We start from the raw sequence: 22905 nt of genomic DNA, 5'->3' as shown, positions 1-22905 counted from the left end.
CCGGGCGGCCTCAGCCGAGCAGGTCGAGCAGCTCTGCGGGGTCGTCGAGCAGGTGGTCGGCCCCGGTCGCGGCCAGCTCGGCCACCGACCCGTAGCCCCAGGTCACCGCGACCGAGCCGACGCCGACCTCGTGCGCCGCGGCGATGTCGGAGTGCCGGTCGCCGACCATGAGGACGCCGGCGCGGTCCGGGTCGCCCAGCCGCTCGAGCGCGTGGGTCAGCGTCTCGGCCTTGGTGCGGTGCGTGCCGTCGGTGCCGTTGACCACGGCGAACCGGTCGGCGAGGCCGTGCCGCTCCAGGATGGCCTGCGCGGTCGGCGTCAGCTTCATGGTCGCGGTGGCCAGCGCGACGCCCCGCGCGCGCAGGCCGTCCAGCAGCTCGGCGACGCCCGGGTAGACCCGGGCGCGGTCCATCCCGGTGTCGGCGTAGAAGCGCCGGTAGGCCGCGACGGCCGCCTCGCTGGTGGCCTCGTCCAGGCCGAGGCGGGAGAAGATCACCCCGACCGGTGGCCCGAGGTCGGAGCGCAGCACCTCTTCCTCCGGCACCGGGACGCCGACGCTGCGGAGCGCGTGCTGGTAGCCCGCGACGATGCCGTCGGCGGAGTCCAGCAGGCAGCCGTCGACGTCGAAGACGACGGTGCTGACGGCGCGGACCGCAGGTGCCGCGGTGCTCAGCGGAGCTCGGCCAGCTTGCGCTCGACCTGGGAGGCCGAGGGGTTGGTCATCGACGAGCCGTCGGAGAACAGCAGCGTCGGCACCGTCTGGTTGCCGCCGTTGACCGCGGCCACGACGTCGGCCGCGTCCGGGTGGGACTCGATGTCGACCTCGTCCCACTCGATGCCGGACCGCTTCAGCTGGCCCTTCAGCCGGGCGCAGTAGCCGCACCAGCTGGTCGTGAACATGGTCGGCTTGCCCGGGGTCGCCTCGTAGCTGCTCATGGCCTCGTCAACCCGGTCGGCGGAGGTGCTATTCCCCGCGCGGACGGGCGGCTGCGGTGGCCCAGAACGTCGTCAGCGCGGCCGCCAGGGCCGCCGGCTGCTCGATCGAGGGCAGCACCCTCGAGCCGCTGACCGTCACGACGCGGGCGTCCGCCATCTGGGCCGCCATCGCCGCCGCCTGCTCGGGCGTCCACTCGCCCCGGTCGTCGGTGGTGACCAGCAGCACCGGGCAGGTGATCCGCCGCGCGGCCCACGCGAGGTCGGTGCGGTGCAGGATCGCGGTCCGGATGGCGCGGGCCGTGGCCGCTCGCGACGACCGTTCCAGCGGACCCAGGACCTGGCCGACGCCGGCCGGGTCCTCGGCCCGGCTGCGGTCGGTGAAGAGGGTGTCGAGGATCGCCTCGCGGACCGGTCCGCGCGCCCCGATGACGCGGTAGAGCGGCACCAGCACCGCCGTGAGCAGGCGGAGCCGCGGGCCGACGGGGTGGGTCGGCGCGCTGACGGCCACGAGGTCGCGGACCAGGTCCGGCCGGGTGGCGGCCAGGTGCAGGCCGACGTGACCGCCCCAGGCGCTGCCGAGCCAGGAGACCGGTCCCGGCCCGACGACGTCCCGCAGCCCGGCCAGCAGGTCTTCCGCGGCCGCGGCGCAGGTGCCGATGTCGACCGCCCGCCGGAGCGGGTCGCTGCCCCCGGAGGAGGGGCCGTCGACGAGGACCAGCCGTCGCCCTCCCAGCAGCGGCACGAGCCGGTCCCAGCTGCCCGCGTCGGTGAACAGGCTGTGCCACAGCACGACGGGCTGCCCCGACCCGGTGACCCGGACGCGGAGCCGGCCGAGCCGGGTGGGGACGTGCAGCGTGGTGGCGTCGTCGGTGAGCGCCATGGCTCCTCCTCGGGAGTGCGGGTGGTGCGACGAGTATTCACTGGACTCTGTGTACGGTCAATAGGCTCTAGGATGGTCCGGTGGCCCGCACCTACAGCTCGGAGCTGCGGGCCGAGCGCTCGCAGCAGAACCGGGCGACCGTCCTGGAGGCCGCGCACGCGCTGTTCCTGGAGCAGGGTTGGGTGGCCACGACGATGGGTCGCGTCGCCGAGCGCGCCGGCGTCTCCCGGCAGACCGTGTACGCCCTGCACGCCTCGAAGCTGACCCTGCTCGACGCCTGCATCGACGCCGCCCTGTCCGGAGGGCGGGCGCGCCGGCTGCGGGAGCTGCCCGAGTACTGGCTGATGGCCGACGGCGACTTCGACACCCGCGCCCGGGCGGCGGCGCGCTGGCTGAGCGGCGCCCACGAGCGCTCCGCCCGGATCCAGCGCGTGCTCGACGAGGCGGCCGTGGGCGATCCGGCCGCCGCCGCCCGGCTGGCTGAGCGGGAGCAGAACCGGCTGGCCGAGGTCCGCTACGCCGCCGGGCTCGTGCTGGCCGATCCCGAGCCGCCGGACCCCGTCGTCGACGGGCTGTGGACCCTCACCTCGCGCGACGTCTGGCTCAAGCTGGTCGGCCAGCGCGGCTGGACGGCACAGGCTTGGCAGGACTGGTTCGTCACGCAGCTCGGCACCTACCGCGGGCACGCCGCCGACGGGCGGGGGGAGCCTGTTGACGACGGGGGAGCTGTCAGCGGACCGGCTTAGGGTGGTCGCCGTGCCACCTGCTCCTCCCCGCTCCGCCCACGCCGACCCCGAGGCCCTGCTGGCCGGCCTCGACCCCGAGCAGCGCGAGGTCGCCACCACGCTCAGCGGTCCGGTCGCCGTCGTCGCCGGCGCCGGCACGGGCAAGACGCGCGCCATCACCCACCGGATCGCCTACGGCGTCGCCACCGGGGTCTTCAACCCCACCGCGGTGCTCGCCGTCACCTTCACCACCCGGGCGGCCGGCGAGCTGCGCGGCCGGCTCCAGCAGCTCGGCGCGCGCGGCGTCCAGGCCCGCACCTTCCACTCCGCGGCCCTCCGGCAGGCGCAGTACTTCTGGCCGCAGGTGTACGGCGGCGACCTGCCCTCGGTGCTGGACAACCGGATGGCGCTGGTGGCCGAGGCCGCCAGCCGGCTGCGGGTCCGGGTCGACACCCCCCGGCTCCGCGACCTGGTCTCCGAGGTCGCCTGGGCCAAGGTGAGCAACGTCAGCGCCGAGGACTACCCCCGGCTGGCGGCGGCCGCGGGCCGCAGCGTCGCCTCGGTCGACCCCGAGACGGTGGCCCGCATCTTCACCGCCTACGAGGCGGCCAAGCGCGACCGGGGCCGCATCGACTTCGAGGACATCCTGCTCTGCGCGGCGGCGCTGATGTCGGAGCACGAGGAGGTGGCCGACACGATCCGGCGCACCTACCGGCACCTCGTCGTCGACGAGTACCAGGACGTCAGCCCGCTGCAGGAGGCGCTGCTGACGCTGTGGCGCGGGGACCGGACCGACGTCTGCGTCGTCGGCGACCCCGCGCAGACCATCCACTCCTTCGCCGGTGCGCAGGCCAGCTACCTCACCGACTTCGCCCGGCGGCACCCCGGGGCGACGGTGGTGAAGCTCGTCCGCGACTACCGCTCCACCCCCCAGGTGGTGGGCGCGGCCAACAAGATCATGGCCGGGGTGAAGGCGGGCGGGATCAGCGCGGTGACGCTGCAGGCCCAGCAGCCGCCCGGCCCCGAGGTCGAGTACACCGAGGCCCCCGACGAGGCGGCCGAGGCCGCGGGGATCGCCGACTGGCTGGTCCGCCGGGCCCAGGCCGGCGTCGAGTGGCGCGACATGGCCGTCCTGTTCCGCATCAACGCGCAGTCACCCGCCGTCGAGCAGGCGCTGGCCGACCGGCAGGTGCCCTACCTCGTCCGCGGCGGGGAGCGCTTCTACGAGCGGGCGGAGGTGCGGCAGGCGCTGCTGACGCTGCGCACCGAGGCCCGCGCGATGAGCGGCCAGGAGGGCGGCAGCGCCGTCGACCAGATGAAGGCCGTCCTGGGCAGCCTGGGCTGGACGGCGACCCCGCCGGAGGGCGCCGGTGCCGTCCGCGAGCGGTGGGAGTCCCTGGCCGCGCTGCTCACCGTGGCCGAGGACCTGCTCGCCCGGCCCGCCGGTGGTCCCGCGCCCGACCTGCGCGCCGTCTCGGCCGAGCTCGACGCGCGCGCGGAGGCCCAGCACGTCCCGGCCGCCCAGGGCGTGACGGTCTCGACGCTGCACTCGGCCAAGGGCCTGGAGTGGGGGTCGGTCGCCCTGCTCGGGGTCCAGGAGGGCTCGCTGCCCTTCGTGCTGGCCACCCGTCCCGAGCAGGTGGAGGAGGAGCGCCGGCTGCTCTACGTCGGGGTCACCCGGGCGCGCACCGCGCTGCGCGTCTCGTGGTCGCGCACCCGCAACGGCGGCGGCAGCACCCGCAAGCCCTCCCGCTTCCTCGACCCCGTGCTGCCCGACAGCGCCCGCGCGGGAGCCGCCGGTCCCGCCGCCCGCCGCGGTCGGGGCCGGCCCTCGGTGCTGTCGCAGCACTGCCGCTCCTGCGGAATGGCGCTGGGCGACGCCGCCGAGCGCAAGATCGGCCGCCACCTGAGCTGCCCGTCGACCTTCGACGAGCACACGATGGCGATGCTGCGGGAGTGGCGCCGGCAGCAGTCGGCCGAGCAGAAGGTGCCGGCCTTCGTCGTCTTCACCGACGCCACCCTCATCGCCATCGCCGAGGCGCGGCCGCGGACCCGCGCCGACCTCGTCAAGGTGCAGGGGCTCGGCGTCACCAAGGCCGACCGCTACGGCGAGGAGGTGCTGGCCATCGTGGCCGGCGAAGCGGGGCTCGACGGCGCCTGACGAACGCCCGCAGAACAATCCGGGACGCACTCGTTAATACCGTTGCGCGCTCCCGGCACCTCCCCTAATGTGATCTTCGACCCCGCCGGGGTCGACCCACGCCCGGTCCCGGACCGGCCCCTGGACGACGAGAGGAGATGAGTCCCATGGAGAGCACCACCACCACCCGCACCCGTGAGACGGCTCTGCTCCCGCGTGTCCTCGAGGCCGACTTCGGCTGGCGCGCCGCGGCGGAGCTGCGGGGTCGCGGGGACATCTGCGCCCTCATGGCCAAGCCCGTCGTGGGCACCTCTCAGGGCGGAGCCATCGCCGTCATCGACATGGCTGCCGTCACCCCCGTGGTCTTCGACCACTCGTACTCGACCCGACCGGGATCTCCTTCCTGCAGTCCGCCGGTGTAGCTCCACCCACCGACCGCCTCAGGCCGTGAATCCCAGAACACCGGGAATCACGGCCTTCGTGTTTCCCGCCCCGAACCCGAGCCCCGGGACCACCGGAGCTCACAGCAGACAAGTGGGAGACATGAACAACGCAGGAGGTGCCCTCATGACGGCACCGAGGTGGGAAGCACCGAGCAGGCCGGGGGCGCTGCCGTGCCACCTGGTCGACCCCGAGGTGTTCTTCGCGGAGAGCCCGGCCGACGTCGAGGCCGCCAAGGCGCTGTGCGTCGGCTGCCCTGTGCTCGAGGACTGCCTCGAGGGCGCGCTCGAGCGCCGCGAGCCCTGGGGGGTCTGGGGTGGCCAGCTCTTCATCGGCGGCGTGGTCGTGGCGCGCAAGCGTCCGCGCGGCCGGCCGCGCAAGCACCCGGTCGCCGAGCCCTACGCCCCGGCGGCGGGCCGGCAGGGCAAGGAGGCCGCGGCGTGATCCGCGACGAGGACGGGACCGGGCTGAGCCGGGGCGAGCGGATGTTCCACGCGCTGCGGCTCTGGCTCAGCCGGGCCCTGTCGTGACGACCCCGACCACGACCGGCCGGACCGCCGAGCGGGACTCCTCCCGCTGGACCGGCCGACCTATCCTGGGCGGGTGCCGTCCGGGTGACCACTCCGTGGCACAGCCGCGATCCTCGCGGTCGAGCGTGGACCCCGGGCGCCCCGCCCTGGCGCGTCCTGCGACCGCGCCGCGGCTGTGCCACGCAGTGGCCACCCGGACGGCACGTCCGCTCCCGGTGGTCCCGTCCCGACGAGGGCGACGACCGGGCCGTCAGTCCTCGACGTAGCCGGGCAGGAACTCCTCGAGCACCTCGACGAAGGCCGCGCGCACCCCCAGCTGGGACAGCACGGCGAGGCCGCCGAGCCACACGCGGTGGATCAGCAGGTAGCTGGGCGGCAGGTTGATCTTCAGCCCCATCCCGCCCGAGGCCGAGAGGTCGCGCACGCGCAGGAACTGCTCGCGCATCCACTCGCGGTTGAACTGGAACTCCGGGACGGCGGCCGGCTCGACGAAGGGGGCCAGGTAGTCCCACAGGTCGTCGGCGTCGACGTCGGCGGGCACGAAGCCCTCGCGGTGCAGCTGGTCGGCGACCTCGCGGGCGTCCCCGCGCCGGGCGATCCGCAGGATCGTCCCCATGGCCCGCGGCAGCCCCTCGGGCAGCCGGGAGACCAGGCCGAAGTCGACGACGCCCAGCCGTCCGTCCGGGGTGATCCGGAAGTTGCCGGGGTGCGGGTCGGCGTGCAGCAGCCCGACCCGGCTGGGGGCGGCGAACAGGAAGCGGACGTACAGCAGGCCGACGCGGTTGCGCTCGGCCTCGTCGCGGCCGGCGGCCACCGAGAGGGGCTCGCCCTCCACCCACTCGCTGACCATCACCTTGGACGTGGCCGTCAGCACCTGCGGGACGACGAACTCCTCGCTGCCGACGAAGCCGTCGGCCGCCTGCTGCTGGGAGGCCGCCTCGACGGTGTAGTCCAGCTCCTCGCTGGTCCGCTCGACGAGCTCGTCGACCAGCGGCGTGACGTCCATGCCGCCGGCGAGCGGGGCGAACAGCTTGGAGAGCCGGCGGATCTGCCGCAGGTCCGAGCGTAGGGCCTCGTCGGCCCCGGGGTACTGGACCTTCACCGCGACGGGGCGGCCGTCGGCCCAGGTCGCCTTGTGCACCTGCCCGATGGAGGCGGCGGCGGCCGGCTGGGGCTCGAAGTCGAGGAACAGGTCGCGCCAGTCCACCCCGAGCTCGCGGCGCAGGACGGCGTGCACCCGCGACGTGGGCATCGGCGGAGCGTCCTGCTGCAGCTTGGTCAGCTGCTCGCGGTAGGGCCCGGCGATGTCGTCGGGCAGCACCGACTCGAACAGGCTCATCGCCTGGCCGAACTTCATGGCGCCGCCCTTGAGGTCGCCGAGCACCCGGAAGAGCTGCTCGGCCGCCGCCTGCTGGAGGTGGGCGCTCACCTGGTCGGCGGACTGGCCCCCGAGCCGGCGACCCAGCCCGACGGTGGCGCGGCCGGCGGCCCCCAGCGGCAGCGACGCCAGCCGGGCGCCCCGTCGGAGGGACGACCGGACGAGCGGGTCCCGGTCGTCGTTGCTCATGGGAGCCATTCTGTCGTGCCGGACCAAGCGCAGCCGCAGCCGGCGTGCCGGGGCCACGCCCGCCAGCGCACCAGGGGGTCGGCGTCGTCGAGGTCGAGGGTGGCGCCGGCCGACTCGGGGACGGCTCCGGCGAGGTGCGCGAGCACGTGCACGGCCGCCAGGGCGGCGGCCCAGGCGGCGAGCGCGGGCCGGGCCGGGCGGTGCAGCCGGACGAGCTGGTCGAGCAGCAGGGGCCAGCCGGGGTCGACGTCACGGCGGGCCAGGTCGGTGCAGCGCAGGCAGGCCGTGCGGCCCGGCAGCACCAGCGGGCCGACGGTCACCCCCGTCCCGCTGCTGCGCAGCAGCAGGTGCGGCTGGTCGGTGCGGACCAGGTGCGCCGTCAGGACCCGGTCGACCTCGACGGTGTCCACGGCGACGACGGTGAGGGGCAGCAGCACGCCGTCCGGCTTCGACCAGTGGTTGACCGGGCGGAGCCGGCCCCGCCCCGCCGGGCGGGGGAGTGGGCCGCCGTCGGCCACGGTGGATGCGTCACCGGCGTCGGCCAGGTGGACGTCGACGTCGGCCTCCAGCAGCAGCTCGGCCAGCCGCTGGCCCAGCTGCCCGGTGCCCACCAGCCGGACCGGCGGGCACGGGCGGAGCGGCGGCCGGCTCCAGCAGGTCCGCCGCGGCCAGCCGCTCCAGCACCTGGGCGACCGCCGCGGCCTCGAGGCCTGCGTCCGCCCCCCGCTCGACGAGCCGGGACCGCGGCGTCGCCCCGTCGAGGTGGCGGAGCAGAGTCCGAGCGCGGCCGTGCAGCACGACGGCGCGCCCGGGCAGCAGGCCGACCTGGACCGCGCCGGGGCCGCGCTGCAGCACGGGGGTGCCGGCGCGGAGGCGGGGCGGCTCGGCGACCGGGTCGGGGTGGGCCACCGCAGCAGTGTGCGCGGGGCGCCGGCCCCCGGGCCGCTCGTGCACAGGGCAGGCTCCCCGGACGTGCGCCCCCGGACGTGCGCCCCCGGACCTGTGCCCCCCGGACGTGCGACAGGGGCGGTCCGAGGACCGCCCCTGCAGGGTTCACGGGGTGCCGGCGGGGTTCCCGCCGCACCGGTCGAGCTGAGTGCTCAGGCCTTGCCGAGGATGCGGTTCAGGTTCGTCCCGCAGACGGGGCACTTGGCCTTCGCCATCCGGGTGCCCTTCTCGTTGACGTGCACCTCACCGGAGGCCTCGCGCTTCTCCTTGCACTTCACGCAGTAGAACTCACCGCTGTACGTCTCCGCCATGGTCTCTCCTTGCTCGATGTGTCGTGGACGGGTCGGGTCCACGAGACGGTGCTGCCCGCTCGAGGGCCGCCTCCGTTCCCGGACGGCGTCGCCCGACCGCGGCTGCATCGCTTGGTCGCCGGTAACAATACGACAGGCGCCTGCCGGGCGGGCTGGGCCACGCCGCAGGGGTGCTCGCGGGGGCGGGGGGCCCGGGGAGAACCCGGGACAGACGAAACCTCCAGGAACATCGGCGCCGCTTGCCTTCCCCTGCGAACGGACCGACCATCTGGAGGTTTCGTTCCGCGAACGCTAGGCCCCCGTCCGGGGGCGCGTCAAACCCCTCGCCGGCCCTGCTGTCCACCGCCTGTGGACAACGGTGTGGACGAGGTGTGCAGGGCGGCGTCCGTCCTGTGGAGGGCCGCGCGTCACGCGCCGGACACGGTGTGGACACCTGCCGGACACGACCGCCCCGTCCCGTCCCGTCGCCCGAGCGCCGGTGTCCGACCGGCGGGACGGCGGTAGCGTGGGTCGCTCCGCAGCAGGACCGGTCACGTCGTCAGGGAGGGGTGCGCATGGAGGCCGTCGGCACCCCGGAGGTCCGGGTCGAGGTGCGTCGCAGCCGCCGTCGCACCCGCACCGTCACCGCCTTCCGGGAGCGCGACACGATCGTCGTCGTCATCCCCCAGCGCATGTCCCGGGCCGACGAGCGCAGCTTCGTCGACTCCATGGTGGCCAAGGTCCTCGCCCGGGAGGCGCGGACCGCGACCCCCCGCGGGGACCAGGCCCTGCGCGACCGCGCCGGCGCGCTCGCCCTGGCGCACCTGGCCCCGGTGACGGGTGACCCGCCCGCGCCGACCGACGTCCGCTGGGTCGGCAACCAGCAGCGGCGCTGGGGGTCCTGCACCCCGGCCACGGGCGTGATCCGGCTCTCCGACCGGCTGCAGCCGATGCCGGCCTGGGTCGTCGACTACGTCCTGGTCCACGAGCTCGCCCACCTCGTCGAGCCCAGCCACTCCGCCGCCTTCTGGGCGCTGGTCGCGCGCTACCCCGACGCCGAGCGGGCGAAGGGCTACCTCGAGGGCTACCTCGCCGGCCAGGGCGTCCCGGCGGCCGCCGATGAGGAGGACGTCGAGGACGCCGTCGAGGGGGCCGACGACCGTGCCGACCGCGCCTGAGCCCGGCCCCCGCCGGGCCGTCCTCGTGCTCGCCCGGCACGGCGCCGGGGCGGCCGCACCGGCCGGCGTCGACCCGGGGGACCTGGCCCGGGCGGCGCTGGCCGACACCTACGAGGTGGTGGCCGACCTGGTCGGCGTCCGCTCGGGGGTGGCCGGCGACTGCGTGCCCGCCGACCTGCTCTGGCCGGGTGCGCTGCGCCAGCCGGACCGGCCGGCCGCGGACCTGGCCGCCGCGCTGACCGGGGAGGCGGACGAGCTGGTGCTCGTGCCCGGCGACGCGCCCGACCTGCCCGGGCTGGTGCTGGCCAAGGTGTTCAAGGTGCTGCACCGCAGCGACGTCGTGCTGGCGCCCGCCCGGGGCGGGGCCGGGGTGGTGGCGCTGGGGGTCCGGCTGCCGCTGGCCGGGTGGCTGGCCCCGCTGGACCTCGACCTCGACGCCCCCGACCTGGCGGACCGGCTGCTGGCCGCCGCGCCGCGCCGGTCGGCGGTCCAGACGGCGCCCGACTGGCACCGGCTGCGCTCGCCGGGGGCGCTGGCCCGGCTGGACCCCGGCCTGGAGGGCTGGGAGGAGACGCGCGAGCTGCTCCGCGTCGCCGGCGCCCTGCCGGGCCGCCGCTGAGGGCGGGCCCGGCGGGCGACCGTCGGGTCAGGCGGGGCGGGGACCCTCGTCGTCGGGCTCCTCGGCGTCGAGCAGCTCGGCCAGGGCGGCGTCGAAGTCCTCGTCGGACTGCTGCTCGGCCTGGTCGCCGGACACGAACCCCAGCGGGTCGTCGAGGTCCGCGGCCGTCGGCACGAGGTCGGGGTGGGCCCAGACCGCGTCGCGGCCCTCGACCCCGCGGGCCTCGCGGACCGCGGCCCAGAGGTTGGCCGCGTCGCGCAGCCGGCGGGGCCGCAGCTCCAGCCCCACGAGGGTGGCGAAGGTGGCCTCGGCGGGGCCGCCGCTGGCGCGGGCGCGCCGGACCGTCTCGGCCAGGGCGCCCGCCGCGGGCATCCACGGCGCGGTCGCCTGGGTGACGACGTCGTCCACCCAGCCCTCGACCAGCGCGAGCATCGTCTCGAGCCGCTCGAGCGTGGCCACCTGCTCGGGGGTCTTGCGCGGCTCGAACAGCCCGCCCTCGAGCGTCGCGCTCAGCTCCTCCAGGTTGGTCGGGTCGATCTGCCCGACGGCCTGCTCCAGCGCCGAGGTGTCGATGGTGATGCCGGCCGCGTACTGCTCGACGAGCACGAGGACCTGCTCACGGAGCCAGCCGGCGGAGGCGAACAGCCGCTGCCGGGCGCACTCGCGCAGGGCGAGGTAGAGGGTGACGTCGGTGGCGCTCTGCTCGAGGCCCTCGCCGAAGGCGGCGACGTTCGTGGGCAGCAGCGCCACGTGGCCGGGCTCGCTGAGCGGCAGGCCGATGTCGGTCGCGCCGACGACCTCCGCCGCGAGCTGGCCGAGGCCCTGGCCCAGCTGCAGCCCGAACATCGAGGCGCCCGAGCTGCGCAGCATGGGGCGGAGCACCTGCTCCATCCCGGCCATGCCGGGGATGGCGCCGGACTCGTCGCCGCCGAAGCTGAGCGCACCCTCCATCGCGTCGGCGATGTGGCTGGCCACGGGCTCCACGAGCCGGCGCCAGACGCCCATCGTGCTCTCGACCCACTCGGCGCGGCTCCAGGCCGTGACGCTGGTGCTCACGCGCGGGAAGCGGGTGGCCTCGTCCAGCCACACCTCGGCGATCGAGGCGGCCTCGGTGATCGCGGAGCGCTGCGCCGACGTCGGCGTGGGGTCCGGGCCCAGCGAGGCGACCATCTTGCGCGCGGTGTCCTTGGTGACCTCCCAGTTGACGCCGGAGCCGGAGTCGGGGGCGCCGTGGCCGAAGAGGCCGCCGCCACCGCCGGCGCCGCCGCCGAGCATCGAGAAGGCGTTCTGCAGCTGCTGCATCATCGCGTTCATGTCGCCGGCGCCGCCGCCCGCCCCGCCCAGGGAGGAGAAGAGGGCCTCGAAGGGGTTGGGGGGCTGCTGGCCGCCGGAGCCCGAGCCGGCGCCGGAGCCCGACCCCGAGCCGCTCGAGGAGCCGCCCCCGAGGCGGTAGCCGCTGTTCGGCGAGGCGGGCCCGCTGCCGCCGGCGGGGGAGGAGCCCCCGGTGCTCGCGTCGCCGGTCCCGCCCGGCTCGTCCTCGGGCTGGTCGGCGGATCCTGGCTGCCGGTCCTCGGCCATTCCCACTCCTGATGTCTGACGGCACGACGGGCGCGCGGTGCGCTCCCTGGTCCGTCCACGGTACGCGCCCGGCACGGTCCCCGGCCGGGTGACGGGCCCCGGGTCCGGCGGCTTCGCTCAGGGCGCAACGCGCTCCGCGGGCCCGGTCACCACGGGTCCCTCGGCTAGGGTCGGGCCATGGCATCCGTGGTGCGGGAGGCGAGCATCGGCGACGCGCCGATCAGCGTCGACCGGTTGCTCGGCCTGGTCCGCGAGCCCGCCGTCGGCGGCGTCGCCCTGTTCGTCGGGGTCGTCCGCGACCACGACGAGGGCCAGGGCGTCCGCTCCCTCGACTACACCGCGCACCCCAGCGCGGCGGCCGCGCTGGCCGCCTGCGCCGAGCGGGTCGCGCAGGCCCACGACGTCCTCGCCGTCGCCGTCGAGCACCGCGTCGGGCACCTGGAGGTCGGCGACCTGGCCGTCGTCGTCGCCACCGGCGCCGTGCACCGCGCCGAGGCGCTGGCCGCCTGCCGGCAGCTGATCGACGACCTCAAGGCCGAGGTGCCGATCTGGAAGGAGCAGGCCTTCGCCGGCGGGGGCGTCGAGTGGGTCGGGCTGCCCCCGGGGGACGAGGCGTGACCCGTCAGACCTGGACGGCCCTGGTCTCGGCGCTGGTCTTCGTGCTGCTGGCGGTCGCCCTGGTCGCGGTGCCGGTGCCCTTCGTCACCTGGGCGCCCGGCGGCACGCGGGACACCCTCGGCGCCGTCGACGGCAAGCCGATCATCGAGGTGCAGGGCATCCCGACGCACGAGACGACCGGCCGGCTCGACCTCACCGTCGTCTCGGTGACCCCGGCCGGCGCCCGGCTGAGCCTGCCGCAGGCGCTGCTGGCCCACTGGCTGCCGCACCGCGACGTGCTGCCGCTCGACTCCGTCTACGCCCCCGGCAAGTCCGCCTCCCAGGTGCAGGCCGAGGACGCCGACATGATGTCGACGGCCCAGGACGACGCCGTCGTCGCGGCGCTGCGGGCCGACGACCAGCCGGTCACCCCGCTGCCGGCCGTCTTCTCGGTCACCGTCGGCGGGCCGGCGCACACGATCCTGCGGCCGGGCGACCTCGTGCTGGCCGTCGACGGCGTCGCCACCCCGGCCACCGCGGACGTCAGCCGCCGGATCCAGGCGCACAAGCCCGGGGAGACCGTCGGGTTCACCGTCGTCCGGCAGGGCGAGGAGCGCACCGAACGAGTGCGCACGGTGGTCTCGACGACCCAGGACGGGGTGCCCGTGGTGGGCATCACGCTGGGCCAGGGCTACCGCTACGACCCGCGGATCTCCTTCGAGCTGGGCCAGCGGATCGGCGGGCCCAGCGCGGGCCTGGTCTTCGCCCTGGCCATCTACGACAAGATCACCCCCGGTGCGCTGCTGGCCGGCCGGCACGTGGCCGGCACCGGCTCGATCACCCCCGACGGCGAGGTCGGCGGCATCGGCGGCATCCAGGAGAAGATCGCCGGTGCCGAGGACGCGGGCGCGACCGTCTTCCTCGTGCCGGCAGCGAACTGCGGCGACCTCGCCGGCGTCCGGACCGACATGACCCTGGTCAAGGTGGGCACGCTGGACGACGCCGTCGGCGCCCTCGAGACCCTGCAGCAGGCGGGCGGCGACGCCCGTGTGCCGCGCTGCTGACCCCGCACCCCCGCACCCAGGACGTGACCCGATGACCACCGATCCCCCCACCGCCGACCCGACCGGGGCCGGTGCGCCCGACCCGGAGCAGCACGACGCCCTGGTGGCCGCGCTCGTCGACCTCGAGCGCCACATCGGCGCTGCCGGCTGGGACCAGCCCTCCCGGCTGTTCGCGCTCGTGCTGACCGACGTCTTCGCCGCCGCCGAGCCCGAGCTGGCGGCCGAGCTGGCGCTGCGGACGAGCGCGGAGGGCGGCCCGCCCGGCGCGCTCACCGCCATCGAGCAGGAGGGGTTCGAGCCCAGCGGCGACCTGGTCGCCGACCTCGAGCAGCTGGAGTGGCCGGAGACGGTCTTCGGCTGCGCGGTGAGCGCCGAGCGGAGCTTCCTGCCCAGCGGCGCCGAGGCGGACATCCCCGACGACCCGGAGGCGGCCGCGGCCTACGTCGCCGCCCACCCCGACCGTCAGGAGATCCGCGTCGTGGTCGGCGCGGACCGGGCCGGGAACACCCACGGCGTGGCCCGGCTGGTGTCGCAGCCGGGCGAGCTGCTCGGCGGCGAGGACCTCGTACCGGGGCTCGGTGCTGCGCTGGCGCATACGCTGTCCTGACCGCTCGGGGGCGGCGGGGCGACCCACGGCCTCCCCGGGCGGTTGGACGGACGAGGTCGCCGCGGTGCCGGTGACCGGTCCGCGGACGAGGAAAAAACTGAGGGAGAGTCGAGTTCGTTGAGCAGCGTACGGATCGGTGGACGCCGGAGTGCCATCCTGCCCACCCTGGTGATCGCGGCCGTCCTGGTCGTGCTCTTCGCCATCTTCACCAGCGTGTGGACCGACCGGTTGTGGTACCGCTCGTTCGACTTCGGCTCGGTGTTCACCACCCTGCTGAGCGCGCGGATCGGGCTGTTCGCGGTCTTCGGGCTGGTGATGGCGGCCTGCGTCGCCGCCAGCGCGGCCATCGCCTACCGCTTCCGGCCCCGGGTCCGGGTCAGCACCGCCGCCAGCCCGCTGCTGGAGCGCTACCGGGAGGTCCTGGAGTCGCGCTTCGTCTGGGTGGTCGTGGCCCTCGGCGTCGTCCTCGGGCTCTTCGCGGGCGGGGCGGCCGCCGGCCAGATCTTCACCTACCTGGCCTGGCAGAACGGCACCGACTTCGGCACGACCGATCCGAAGTTCGGCCTCGACATCGGCTTCTTCGTGTTCGGGTACCCCTGGTACCGCTTCGTCCTCTCCTTCGTCTTCGCGGTGCTCGGCTTCAGCGCCGTCGCCGCCGCCCTCGTGCACTACGTGATGGGCAGCCTGCGCTTCTCGGGCGCCCGCCGCGGCGCCAGCGGGGCGGCCCAGGCACAGCTCTCGATCCTCATCGGCCTCGCCGTCGTGGTGAAGGGCGTGCAGTACTGGTTCGACCGGTACGGCCTGGAGATCCAGAACCAGCAGCTGCTGACCGGCATCAACTACACCGCCGACAACGCGACGGTGACGGCCAAGGCCATCCTCGCCGTCATCGCCGGGATCTGCGCCCTGCTGTTCTTCGCCAACGCGGTGCTGCGCCGCTGGGTGGTCCCCACCATCGGCCTCGTGCTCATGGTGCTGTCGGCCATCGTCCTCGGCGTGATCTACCCCGGCGCCGTGCAGTACTTCAGCGTCCGGCCGAGCGAGCCCACCCGGGAGCGCCCCTACATCGAGCGCAACATCGCCGCCACCCGGGCCGCCTACGGGATCGACGACGTCGAGATCACCAGCTACTCGGCCGAGACCACGGCGACGGCGGGCCAGCTCCGCTCCGACGCCGAGGCGCTGCCCGGCATCCGGCTGATCGACCCGAGCGTCGTCGGCCCGGCCTACGAGCAGCTGCAGCAGGTCCGCGGCTACTACGCGTTCCCCGAGACCCTCGACGTCGACCGGTACACCATCGACGGCACCGAGACCGACGCCGTCGTCGGCGTCCGGGAGCTGAACCTGGCCGGCGTGCCCGGGCAGAACTGGAACAACCTCAAGACCGTCTACACCCACGGCTTCGGCCTGGTGGCGGCCTACGGCAACCGGCGGCAGAGCGGCGGCGAGCCCGAGTGGATCGCCCAGGGCATCCCGCCCACCGGTGAGCTCTCCGAGGCCGAGCCGCGGATCTACTTCGGCGAGTCGCCGTCGATGGACTACTCCATCGTCGGCGCGCCGGCCGGCACCGCGCCCGTCGAGCTGGACACCCCGGGCGGCGGCGAGGGCGGCAGCCCGAAGACCTACACCTACACCGGCTCGGGCGGCGTGGGCATCGGCAGCCTGTGGCACCGGATCCTCTACGCGGCCAAGTTCGCCGACGTCAACATCCTGCTCTCCAGCCGGGTGAACGACGCGTCCAAGATCATCTACGACCGCACCCCCAAGGAGCGCGTCGCGAAGGCCGCCCCGTGGCTCAAGACCGACGGCGACAGCTACCCGGCCGTCGTCGACGGGCGGATCGTCTGGATCGTCGACGGCTACACCACGTCGAACTCCTACCCCTACAGCCAGCGGGTAGCGCTCAACCAGGTCACCTCCGACTCCCAGACCGCCACCTCCGGCGGCGCGGTCGTCGCCCAGGCCAACTCCGACATCAACTACATGCGGAACTCGGTCAAGGCGGTCGTCGACGCCTACGACGGCACGGTGAAGCTGTACCAGTGGGACACCGAGGACCCGATCCTCAAGACGTGGGAGAAGGCCTTCCCGGGCGTCGTCCTGCCGAAGTCCGACATCTCCCCGGAGCTGAAGGACCACCTGCGCTACCCGCAGGACTACTTCAAGGTGCAGCGCCAGATCCTGGCCAAGTACCACCAGACCGACCCGAACAACTGGTACCAGAACTCGGCCCTCTGGGAGGTGCCGAACGACCCGGTGAAAACGGCCGGCCAGGCCAAGGAGTCGCCGTTCTACCTCTCGGTCAAGTGGCCGGAGGACGACCGGGCGATCTTCTCCCTGACCACCGCCTTCGTGCCCCGCGGCCGGTCCAACCTCGCGGCCTACATGGCGGTGAACGCTGACGCCAGCAGCCCGGACTACGGGCGGATGCGCGTGCTGCAGATGTCCGACACCACCCAGATCGACGGGCCCGGCCAGTCGTTCAACGCCATGACGACGAACGAGACGGTCGCGGAACGGCTGCGACCGTTCCAGCAGGGCACGGCGCAGTCGTCCTTCGGGAACCTGCTCACCCTGCCCGTCGGCGGCGGCCTGCTGTACGTGACCCCGGTCTACACCCAGCGCCAGGGCAGCACCGGCTCCTACCCGGCGCTGCGGTTCGTCATCGTCCGCTTCGGCCAGTCGGTGGGCATCGGCGACACCCTCCAGCAGGCGCTGGACGAGGTGTTCGCCGGCAACTCCGGCGCCAGCACGGGCGAGGAGGAGCCGGCCGAGCCGACCGAGCCGGGGACGGGCGAGACGGACAGCTCCGCCGCGACCCAGGCGCTCGACGAGGCGCAGGCGGCCTTCCAGGCCGCGGACAAGGCGCTCGCCGACGGCGACCTCGGCACCTACCAGACGCGGATCGAGGAGGCCCAGGCCGCCACCCAGCGCGCGCTGCGGGCCATGGGCCGCTAGGCCCACCGCTGACGACGGCCCCCGGGGAGCTCCCCGGGGGCCGTCGCCGCGTCCGGGGCCGGCCGCGTGCGGGCTCGTGCGCCCGCCCGGGCGGGCGCAGCGGCTCAGAGGGTGACGGTGCCGCGGACCACCGTCGTCGTCGCCCCGCCGACCCACACGGTGCCCGCGGCGTCCTGCTCGACGTCGAGGACGCCGGTCCGCCCCACCCGGGCGCCCTGGCCCACGCGGTAGCGCGACGCCGTCCGGCCCTCGCGCAGCAGCCACTGGGCGAGCGAGGCGTTGAGGCTGCCGGTGACCGGGTCCTCGCCCAGCCCCAGCGCCGGCGCGAAGGCCCGCACCTCCCAGCGCAGCGGGTGGCCGTCGGGGTGGGCGCCGAGGACGCCGATCTTGAGGTCGGGCACGGCCGCGAGGTCCGGCTCCAGGTCCAGCACGGCGGCGGCCGAGGCCAGCTGCAGGGCCAGCCAGCCGGGACCGTTGTCGACCCACTGGTGGGCCAGCACCGCGTCGGCCCGCACCCCGAGCGCGGCGGTGACCCGGGCCAGCAGGGCGTCGTCGAGCGGGCCGCTGCGCGTCGTGGGCGGGGCGGCGAAGGCCAGGGACGACCCGCTCCGGCGGACGCGGACGGGGCCGGCCGCGCAGCTCTGGACGAGCAGCGCGGGGTCCCGCGGGACGCCGCCGGCCTCCAGCCAGGCGTGCGCCGAGCCCAGGGTGGGGTGGCCGGCGAACGGCAGCTCGGCGCCGGGAGTGAAGATCCGCAACCGGTAGTCGGCCCCGGGAGTGTCCGGCGGCAGCACGAAGGTCGTCTCCGACAGGTTGGTCCAGCGGGCGAACGCCGCCATCGCGTCCGCGTCGAGGTCGGTGCCGTCGAGCACCACCGCCACCGGGTTGCCCCCCAGCGGGGTGCTGGCGAAGACGTCGACCTGGGCGAAGGCCCGCGACCGGGGGACGGCCACCGCGGACCTCAGCGGGTGCGGACCTCGAGGTCGGCGAACCCGACCTCGCGCAGCGGCCCGGCCACCACGGCGGCGTCGCCGACGACCACGAGGCTCAGCTCGTCGAGCCGGACGACCTCCTGGAACGCCCGGGTGGCCGAGGCCGGCGTGACGTCGGCGAGGGCGGCCAGCGAGCGGTCGACGTAGTCGACGGGCAGGTCGAGCAGCACGTTCGTCCCGGCCTGGTCGGCGACGCCGTCGGCCGTGGCGTAGCGCAGCGGCGAGACCCCGACGAAGTAGGCGACGGCCTCGCGCACCTCGTCGTCGGTGAAGGGCGCCTGCTCGGTCTGCAGCAGCTCCCGCGTCAGCCGCAGCGCGTCGGCCACCACCTCGGTGCGGAAGGAGCCCTGGACGGCGAAGCTGCCGCCCGAGCGAAGCGGCGAGAACGCCATCCGCACGCCGTAGGTGTAGCCCTTGTCCTCCCGCAGCACGGCGTTGAGCCGGGACAGGAAGGCCCCGCCCATCGCGTAGCTGGCCACGGTGAGGTCGGCCCAGCGCGGGTCGGTGCGGTCGACGGCGAAGGCGCCCAGCCGGACGTCGGCCTGGACCGCGCCCGGCCGGTCGACGACCAGCGTGGCCCGGCTGCCGGGGGCGGGCGCCTGGTAGGTGGTGCGGACCTGGTCGTCGTTGCGCCAGCCGCCGAGGTGCCGCTCGGCCAGGGCGACCGGGTCGAGCGCGGAGAAGTCGCCGGCCAGCACCAGGGTGGCGCCGGCGGGGCCGTAGTGCCGGGCGTGGAAGTCCCGGACGGCCTCCGGGGTCACGGCGGCGACGGTGGCCGCCTCGCCGCCGTTCATCCGCGACGCGCGGCTGCCGGCGTCGTAGGTGAGGCCGCGGAAGGTGTGGGTGGCGGTCTGCGCCGAGTTGGCCTGGCCCTGCTCGATCTCGGCGAGCCGCAGGGTGACGTGGCGGCGGACGTCGTCGTCGCCCAGGGCGGGGGTGGTCACCGCCTCGGCGAACAGCTCCAGCGCCCGGTCCAGCCGGGAGGCGGGCACGTCGAGCACCGCCTGGGTGCCCGCGAGGGTCAGCTCGACGCCGAAGCCCGCACCCTCGGTCTCCATCAGCTCGGCGAACTCCTCGCCGGGGTGGGCCCGGCTGCCCTCGTCCAGGACGCGGGCGGTGATGGTGGCGACGCCCTCCACCGCGGGGTCCTCGGCGTTCAGCGGGACGTCGAGGACGAGGTGGACGGAGACGACGTGCTGGCCGGGCCGGTCGTAGGTGAGGGTGCGGATGCCGTTGGCGAGCGTCCCCTCGACCGGCGTCGGGAACGACCAGGCGCCGGGCGGGCCGACCGGGGGCTGGGGCAGGGAGGTGGTGGTCACGCGTGCTCCTGGCGGTAGGTCAGGGTGGCCCGCTGGTCGCTGCGGAAGACCGAGGTGAGCGCCGCGGCCACGTCGTCGAGGGTGAGGGCGTTCACCTCCGCGATCCGGGTGTTGACCAGGGCGGGGTTGCGGTGCAGGGTGGCGTGCTCGCCGAGGGCGTCGGCGCGGGAGTCGACGCGGGCCAGCTCGTGCAGCCAGTGCCGCTCGAACTGCGCCTGCGCGCGGCGCAGCTCGCGCTCGGTCGGCAGGGTGGTGGCCAGCCCGTCGACCTCGGCCACCAGGGCCTCCTCGACCTGCTCGACGGGCACGCCGTCGCGGGCCCGGCCGTAGGCGAAGCCGTAGGAGGTGCCGCCGATCAGCCCCAGCGTGGTGGCGCCGGAGGACTCGGCCAGCTCGGACCCCCGCACCAGGCTCTTGTGCAGGCGCGACGTCTGGCCGTGGCCCAGCACCGAGAAGGCCAGGTCGACGGCGTCGAAGGCGGGCGTGCCCCGGGCGGGCAGCCGCCAGCTCAGGTAGACCGCCTCGGCGGGGACGTCGGCGGAGGTCTCGGCCCGCTCGGTCCCGGTCAGCGGCGGGAGCGGCGCGACGACGGGCTTGGCCGGCCTCTGGCCGCTGTGCAGGCCGCCGAAGTAGGTGTCGGCGCGGGCGAACGCCTCCTCGGGCTCGATGTCGCCGACGATCGAGAGGACGGCGTTGCTCGGCAGGTAGTAGGTGCGGAAGAAGGTCCGCACGTCCTCCAGGGTGGCTGCGTCCAGGTCGGCCATCGAGCCGATGGTGGTGTGCCCGTAGGGGTGGTCGGCCGGGAAGGTCAGCGCGATCATCCGCTCCATGACGTCGCCGTAGGGCACGTTGTCGTAGCGCTGGCGCTTCTCCTCCTTCACCACCTCGCGCTGGTTGTCCAGGCTCTCCTGCGTCATGGTGTCGAGCAGCCCGGCCAGCCGGTCCGCCTCCAGCCACAGCGCCAGGTCGAGCCCGCCGGTGGGGAGGGTCTCGAAGTAGTTGGTGCGGTCGAACCAGGTGGTCGCGTTGACCGAGGCCCCCGCCGCCTGCAGCAGGCCGATGTGCTGACCCGAGGGGACGTGGGTGGACCCCTGGAACATCAGGTGCTCGAACAGGTGGGCGAAGCCGGTGCGGCCGGGCTCCTCGTCGCGGGAGCCCACGTCGTACCAGAGGTTCACCGCCACCGTGGGGGTCTGGTGGTCGGGGCTGGCGACGACCCGGAGGCCGTTGGCCAGCGTGCGCTGGACGATCGGGTAGGCGAGCGTCGCGCCGGAGCCGGAACTCATGGGTCCCATCACAGCACGAGGGCCCCGACGCCCGGCGCCACGGGGGCGGCGCCGGACCCGGCCTCGCTACCGTGGCGGTGTGCTGATCGCCGAAGAGCTCCTGCTGCTGGCCCTGGACGACACCACCGGACGACGGCTGGTGGGCACCGACCGGCTGGACCCGACGTTGGGCGGTGCCCTGGTCGCCGAGCTGGCGCTGGCCGAGCGGATCGGGGTGACCGGGCCGGAGACGGGCTGGACCCGCCGCGGCCGGATCACCGTCACCGACCCCCGCCCCACCGACGACGTCGAGCTGGACCGCGCCCTGGCTGCCGCCGTCGCCGCGGAGGGCCGCAAGGTCAAGGACCTGCTGAGCAGCATGTCGAGCCGGCGGATCACCAAGGGCCTGGGAGAGCGGCTGGCCGAGCGGCTGGCGCGGGTCGGCATCCTGCAGCGGGTGGACGAGAAGGTGCTGGGGCTGTTCCCGTGGACGACGTGGCCGGCGCGCGACCGCGCCGCCGAGGACGAGGTCCGGCGGCGGTTGCACGGGGCGCTGGTCGCCGGCACCACCCCGGCCGAGCGGACCGTCGTGCTGGTCGCCCTGCTCCGGGTGGCCGGGCTGCTGCCCAAGGTGCTGCCCGACCAGGACCGGCGGCTGGTCCAGCGGCGGGCGAAGGAGCTGAGCGAGGGCGACTGGGTGGCCGGTGCGGTCAAGCAGGCCCTCGACGAGGTGGCCGCGGCGACGGCGTCCGTCGTCGTCTCCGGGGGTGGTGACGGCGGCGGCGGGGGCGGTGGCAGCTGAGGCCGCGGCCGGCCGCGGTCAGGTCGGGTCGGCGGTCGTCGGGGAGGGCTCGGCCGGCAGCAGGCCGGCGGCGCGGGCGGGCTCGGCGTAGGCGGCGGCCAGGGTGGCCGTCGTCTCGTGGGCGTTGAGCCCGCTGGGGTTCGGGACCACCCAGAGCCGGGCCCCCTCCAGCGGCTCGGGCTGCTCGCCGCCGCGGGCCGCGGGCCGGCCGAACGCCGTCCGGTAGGCGGTGATGCCCAGGACGGCCACGACGAGCGGGTGGTGCGTGCGGACGAACGTGCGCAGCCGCTCCGCGCCGGCGCGGAGCTCGTCGGCGTCGAGCTCGTCGGCCCGGACGGTCGCCCGGTTCACCAGGTTGGTCTGGCCGATGCCCCGGCGGACGAAGGAGGCGCGGTCGTCGTCAGTCATCCCGGCGGCGCGGTCGACGTCGCGGTCGATGATGCCGGCCAGCCGCAGCGCGGGGTAGAACCGGTTGCCCGGGTGGGAGAAGTGGGTGCGGGTGCCGGCGGTCCACAGGCTCGGGTTGATGCCCACGAAGACGAGCCGGACGTCCGGCCCCGCGAGGTCGGGGACGGCCCGGTCCCGGAAGCTCTCCAGCTCGGCGCGCGTGAACCCCACCGGGAGAACCTACCGCCGGCCCCGACCCCGACGGGCGGTGGAGGTCGGTCCCCGCGCCCGTCCCGCACTCCTGCGCCCGTTCCGCACTCCCGCGCCCGGTGCGCCGGGCGCGGGAGTGCCGACGGGGCGCGGGAGAGGTCGGTGCGACGCCTGGCGCCGGGCTGCACGGGGTCCGGGCGGGGAGCGCCGCGCGGTAGCGTGACCGCCATGACCTCGACCCCGATCGACCTGGGCCGTCCCGTCGCCGGCGACGTCGTCGAGCTGATCCTCGACGACCACCGCCGCTTCGAGACCCTGCTGCGGCAGCTCCGCGACGCCAGCTCCGACCGCGACGCGGTCCGCCGGGCCCTCGCCGCGCTGCACGTCGCGCACGCCGAGGCCGAGGAGCGGTTCGTCTACCCGACGCTGCGCGACGACCACGCGATCGGCGACCACGAGGCCCAGCACGGCGAGCACGAGCACGCCGAGGGCAACCAGGCGCTGCTGGACGTGCTGGAGCTCACCAGCGTCGCGGGCGAGGAGTTCGACGAGGCGGTCGAGGAGCTCTCCCGGCTCATCAACCACCACCTCACCGAGGAGGAGCTGACGATCCTCAACCCGGCGCGCTCCTCCGTGCCGGCGCCAGCGCTCGCCGAGCTGGGCGCCGTGTTCGCCACCGAGCGCAACGCCCTCATCGACGGCGACTGCGGCCGGCTGGAGAACGTCCGCGCCATCGTCGCCCGCGCCGAGGAGCAGGGCCTGCTGGACGAGGCCGAGGAGGACTGAGCCCCGGCCGGTCCGCCCCGCCGACCCGGAGGTCTAGACGGGAGCGCCCGTCGGGCGTTGGATGGGCCCGTCAGGCCCCCGCCTGG

At 75.2% G+C, this 22905-nt stretch carries 23 protein-coding genes; 12 read left to right on the top strand and 11 right to left on the bottom strand.

Annotated elements, in window-relative coordinates; translation table 11 throughout:
- Nucleotides 1-10 precede the first annotated feature (10 nt).
- The 3 genes from JOF54_RS03265 to JOF54_RS03255 are packed head-to-tail and all read right to left on the bottom strand — an operon-like array spanning nt 11 to nt 1816.
- Entirely contained in the window at nt 11-673 is a 663-nt protein-coding gene (locus JOF54_RS03265; protein ID WP_281073544.1) for an HAD-IA family hydrolase, read from the bottom strand.
- A complete protein-coding gene (locus JOF54_RS03260) occupies nt 670-936 on the bottom strand; it encodes a mycoredoxin (protein WP_210052953.1) in 267 nt (88 codons plus the stop codon). The genes JOF54_RS03265 and JOF54_RS03260 overlap by 4 nt, the downstream gene beginning before the upstream one ends.
- Before the next feature lie 28 nt (nt 937-964).
- Nucleotides 965-1816, bottom strand: coding sequence for an alpha/beta fold hydrolase (locus tag JOF54_RS03255; RefSeq protein ID WP_210052950.1), 852 nt, complete (start codon nt 1814-1816; stop codon nt 965-967).
- An 80-nt stretch (nt 1817-1896) separates the two neighbouring features.
- On the opposite strand from JOF54_RS03255, the gene JOF54_RS03250 reads away from it, so the two are divergent.
- The 4 genes from JOF54_RS03250 to JOF54_RS03235 all read left to right on the top strand — a co-directional run bounded on the left by JOF54_RS03250 (nt 1897) and on the right by JOF54_RS03235 (nt 5566).
- Nucleotides 1897-2562, top strand: a complete 666-nt coding sequence (locus tag JOF54_RS03250; RefSeq protein ID WP_210052948.1) for a TetR/AcrR family transcriptional regulator — start codon at nt 1897-1899, stop codon at nt 2560-2562.
- Nucleotides 2563-2572: 10 nt separating this feature from the next.
- Nucleotides 2573-4702, top strand: a complete 2130-nt coding sequence (locus JOF54_RS03245; protein ID WP_307803785.1) for an ATP-dependent DNA helicase UvrD2 — start codon at nt 2573-2575, stop codon at nt 4700-4702.
- Between the two features lie 137 nt (nt 4703-4839).
- Nucleotides 4840-5103 carry a hypothetical protein gene (locus tag JOF54_RS03240; protein WP_210052944.1) on the top strand — a complete coding sequence of 88 codons (264 nt, stop codon included), beginning with the start codon at nt 4840-4842 and terminating at the stop codon, nt 5101-5103.
- A gap of 145 nt (nt 5104-5248) precedes the next feature.
- Nucleotides 5249-5566 (top strand): WhiB family transcriptional regulator, encoded by a 318-nt coding sequence (locus JOF54_RS03235; protein ID WP_210052942.1) that lies wholly within the window; start codon nt 5249-5251, stop codon nt 5564-5566.
- Between the two features lie 336 nt (nt 5567-5902).
- Here JOF54_RS03235 and JOF54_RS03230 read toward each other — a convergent pair whose 3' ends face one another.
- The 3 genes from JOF54_RS03230 to JOF54_RS03220 form a co-directional block, all read right to left on the bottom strand.
- Nucleotides 5903-7219 carry an ABC1 kinase family protein gene (locus JOF54_RS03230; RefSeq protein ID WP_210052940.1) on the bottom strand — a complete coding sequence of 439 codons (1317 nt, stop codon included), beginning with the start codon at nt 7217-7219 and terminating at the stop codon, nt 5903-5905.
- Nucleotides 7216-7830, bottom strand: coding sequence for a hypothetical protein (locus JOF54_RS03225; RefSeq protein ID WP_210052939.1), 615 nt, complete (start codon nt 7828-7830; stop codon nt 7216-7218). The genes JOF54_RS03230 and JOF54_RS03225 overlap by 4 nt, the downstream gene beginning before the upstream one ends.
- Before the next feature lie 489 nt (nt 7831-8319).
- Nucleotides 8320-8478, bottom strand: a complete 159-nt coding sequence (locus JOF54_RS03220; protein WP_091413191.1) for a DUF5679 domain-containing protein — start codon at nt 8476-8478, stop codon at nt 8320-8322.
- A gap of 554 nt (nt 8479-9032) precedes the next feature.
- On the opposite strand from JOF54_RS03220, the gene JOF54_RS03215 reads away from it, so the two are divergent.
- Both JOF54_RS03215 and JOF54_RS03210 read left to right on the top strand, forming a co-directional pair.
- The gene (locus JOF54_RS03215) at nt 9033-9635 is read left to right on the top strand and encodes a M48 metallopeptidase family protein (RefSeq protein ID WP_210052937.1); all 603 of its coding nucleotides are present in this window, start codon (nt 9033-9035) and stop codon (nt 9633-9635) included.
- Nucleotides 9619-10254 carry a glycosyltransferase family protein gene (locus JOF54_RS03210; RefSeq protein ID WP_210052935.1) on the top strand — a complete coding sequence of 212 codons (636 nt, stop codon included), beginning with the start codon at nt 9619-9621 and terminating at the stop codon, nt 10252-10254. The genes JOF54_RS03215 and JOF54_RS03210 overlap by 17 nt, the downstream gene beginning before the upstream one ends.
- A gap of 27 nt (nt 10255-10281) precedes the next feature.
- Here the strand turns inward: JOF54_RS03210 and JOF54_RS03205 are convergent, their stop codons facing one another.
- Entirely contained in the window at nt 10282-11832 is a 1551-nt protein-coding gene (locus tag JOF54_RS03205) for a zinc-dependent metalloprotease (RefSeq protein ID WP_210052933.1), read from the bottom strand.
- A 177-nt stretch (nt 11833-12009) separates the two neighbouring features.
- Between JOF54_RS03205 and JOF54_RS03200 the strand changes: the two genes are divergently transcribed.
- The 4 genes from JOF54_RS03200 (at nt 12010) to JOF54_RS03185 (ending at nt 17058) form a co-directional block, all read left to right on the top strand.
- Entirely contained in the window at nt 12010-12450 is a 441-nt protein-coding gene (locus JOF54_RS03200) for a molybdenum cofactor biosynthesis protein MoaE (protein WP_210052931.1), read from the top strand.
- Nucleotides 12447-13493 (top strand): YlbL family protein, encoded by a 1047-nt coding sequence (locus JOF54_RS03195; protein WP_210052928.1) that lies wholly within the window; start codon nt 12447-12449, stop codon nt 13491-13493. Before JOF54_RS03200 ends, JOF54_RS03195 begins: the two co-directional genes overlap by 4 nt.
- A 31-nt stretch (nt 13494-13524) precedes the next feature.
- Complete coding sequence (locus tag JOF54_RS03190) at nt 13525-14100, top strand: PPA1309 family protein (RefSeq protein WP_245357947.1); 576 nt, start codon at nt 13525-13527, stop codon at nt 14098-14100.
- 168 nt (nt 14101-14268) lie between these two features.
- Nucleotides 14269-17058, top strand: coding sequence for a UPF0182 family membrane protein (locus tag JOF54_RS03185; protein WP_307803783.1), 2790 nt, complete (start codon nt 14269-14271; stop codon nt 17056-17058).
- 104 nt (nt 17059-17162) lie between these two features.
- Here the strand turns inward: JOF54_RS03185 and JOF54_RS03180 are convergent, their stop codons facing one another.
- The 3 genes from JOF54_RS03180 to JOF54_RS03170 are packed head-to-tail and all read right to left on the bottom strand — an operon-like array spanning nt 17163 to nt 20655.
- Nucleotides 17163-18011: a PhzF family phenazine biosynthesis protein gene (locus JOF54_RS03180; protein ID WP_210052923.1), complete on the bottom strand. Its 849-nt coding sequence runs from the start codon at nt 18009-18011 to the stop codon at nt 17163-17165.
- A gap of 8 nt (nt 18012-18019) precedes the next feature.
- Nucleotides 18020-19369 carry a M16 family metallopeptidase gene (locus tag JOF54_RS03175; protein ID WP_210052921.1) on the bottom strand — a complete coding sequence of 450 codons (1350 nt, stop codon included), beginning with the start codon at nt 19367-19369 and terminating at the stop codon, nt 18020-18022.
- Entirely contained in the window at nt 19366-20655 is a 1290-nt protein-coding gene (locus tag JOF54_RS03170) for a M16 family metallopeptidase (protein ID WP_210052919.1), read from the bottom strand. Before JOF54_RS03170 ends, JOF54_RS03175 begins: the two co-directional genes overlap by 4 nt.
- Before the next feature lie 79 nt (nt 20656-20734).
- On the opposite strand from JOF54_RS03170, the gene JOF54_RS03165 reads away from it, so the two are divergent.
- Complete coding sequence (locus JOF54_RS03165) at nt 20735-21436, top strand: GOLPH3/VPS74 family protein (protein WP_210052917.1); 702 nt, start codon at nt 20735-20737, stop codon at nt 21434-21436.
- Nucleotides 21437-21454: 18 nt separating this feature from the next.
- Here JOF54_RS03165 and JOF54_RS03160 read toward each other — a convergent pair whose 3' ends face one another.
- On the bottom strand, nt 21455-22054 hold the full coding sequence (locus tag JOF54_RS03160; protein WP_210052915.1) for a mismatch-specific DNA-glycosylase: 600 nt from the start codon (nt 22052-22054) through the stop codon (nt 21455-21457).
- 207 nt (nt 22055-22261) lie between these two features.
- On the opposite strand from JOF54_RS03160, the gene JOF54_RS03155 reads away from it, so the two are divergent.
- Nucleotides 22262-22819, top strand: coding sequence for a hemerythrin domain-containing protein (locus tag JOF54_RS03155; protein ID WP_210052913.1), 558 nt, complete (start codon nt 22262-22264; stop codon nt 22817-22819).
- Nucleotides 22820-22905 lie beyond the last annotated feature (86 nt).

It is taken from the genome of Microlunatus capsulatus, from assembly GCF_017876495.1.
GTDB lineage: Bacteria > Actinomycetota > Actinomycetes > Propionibacteriales > Propionibacteriaceae > Microlunatus > Microlunatus capsulatus.
The sequence above is the reverse complement of the archived record's forward strand: the minus strand, read 5'-3'. Positions and strand labels throughout refer to the sequence as shown.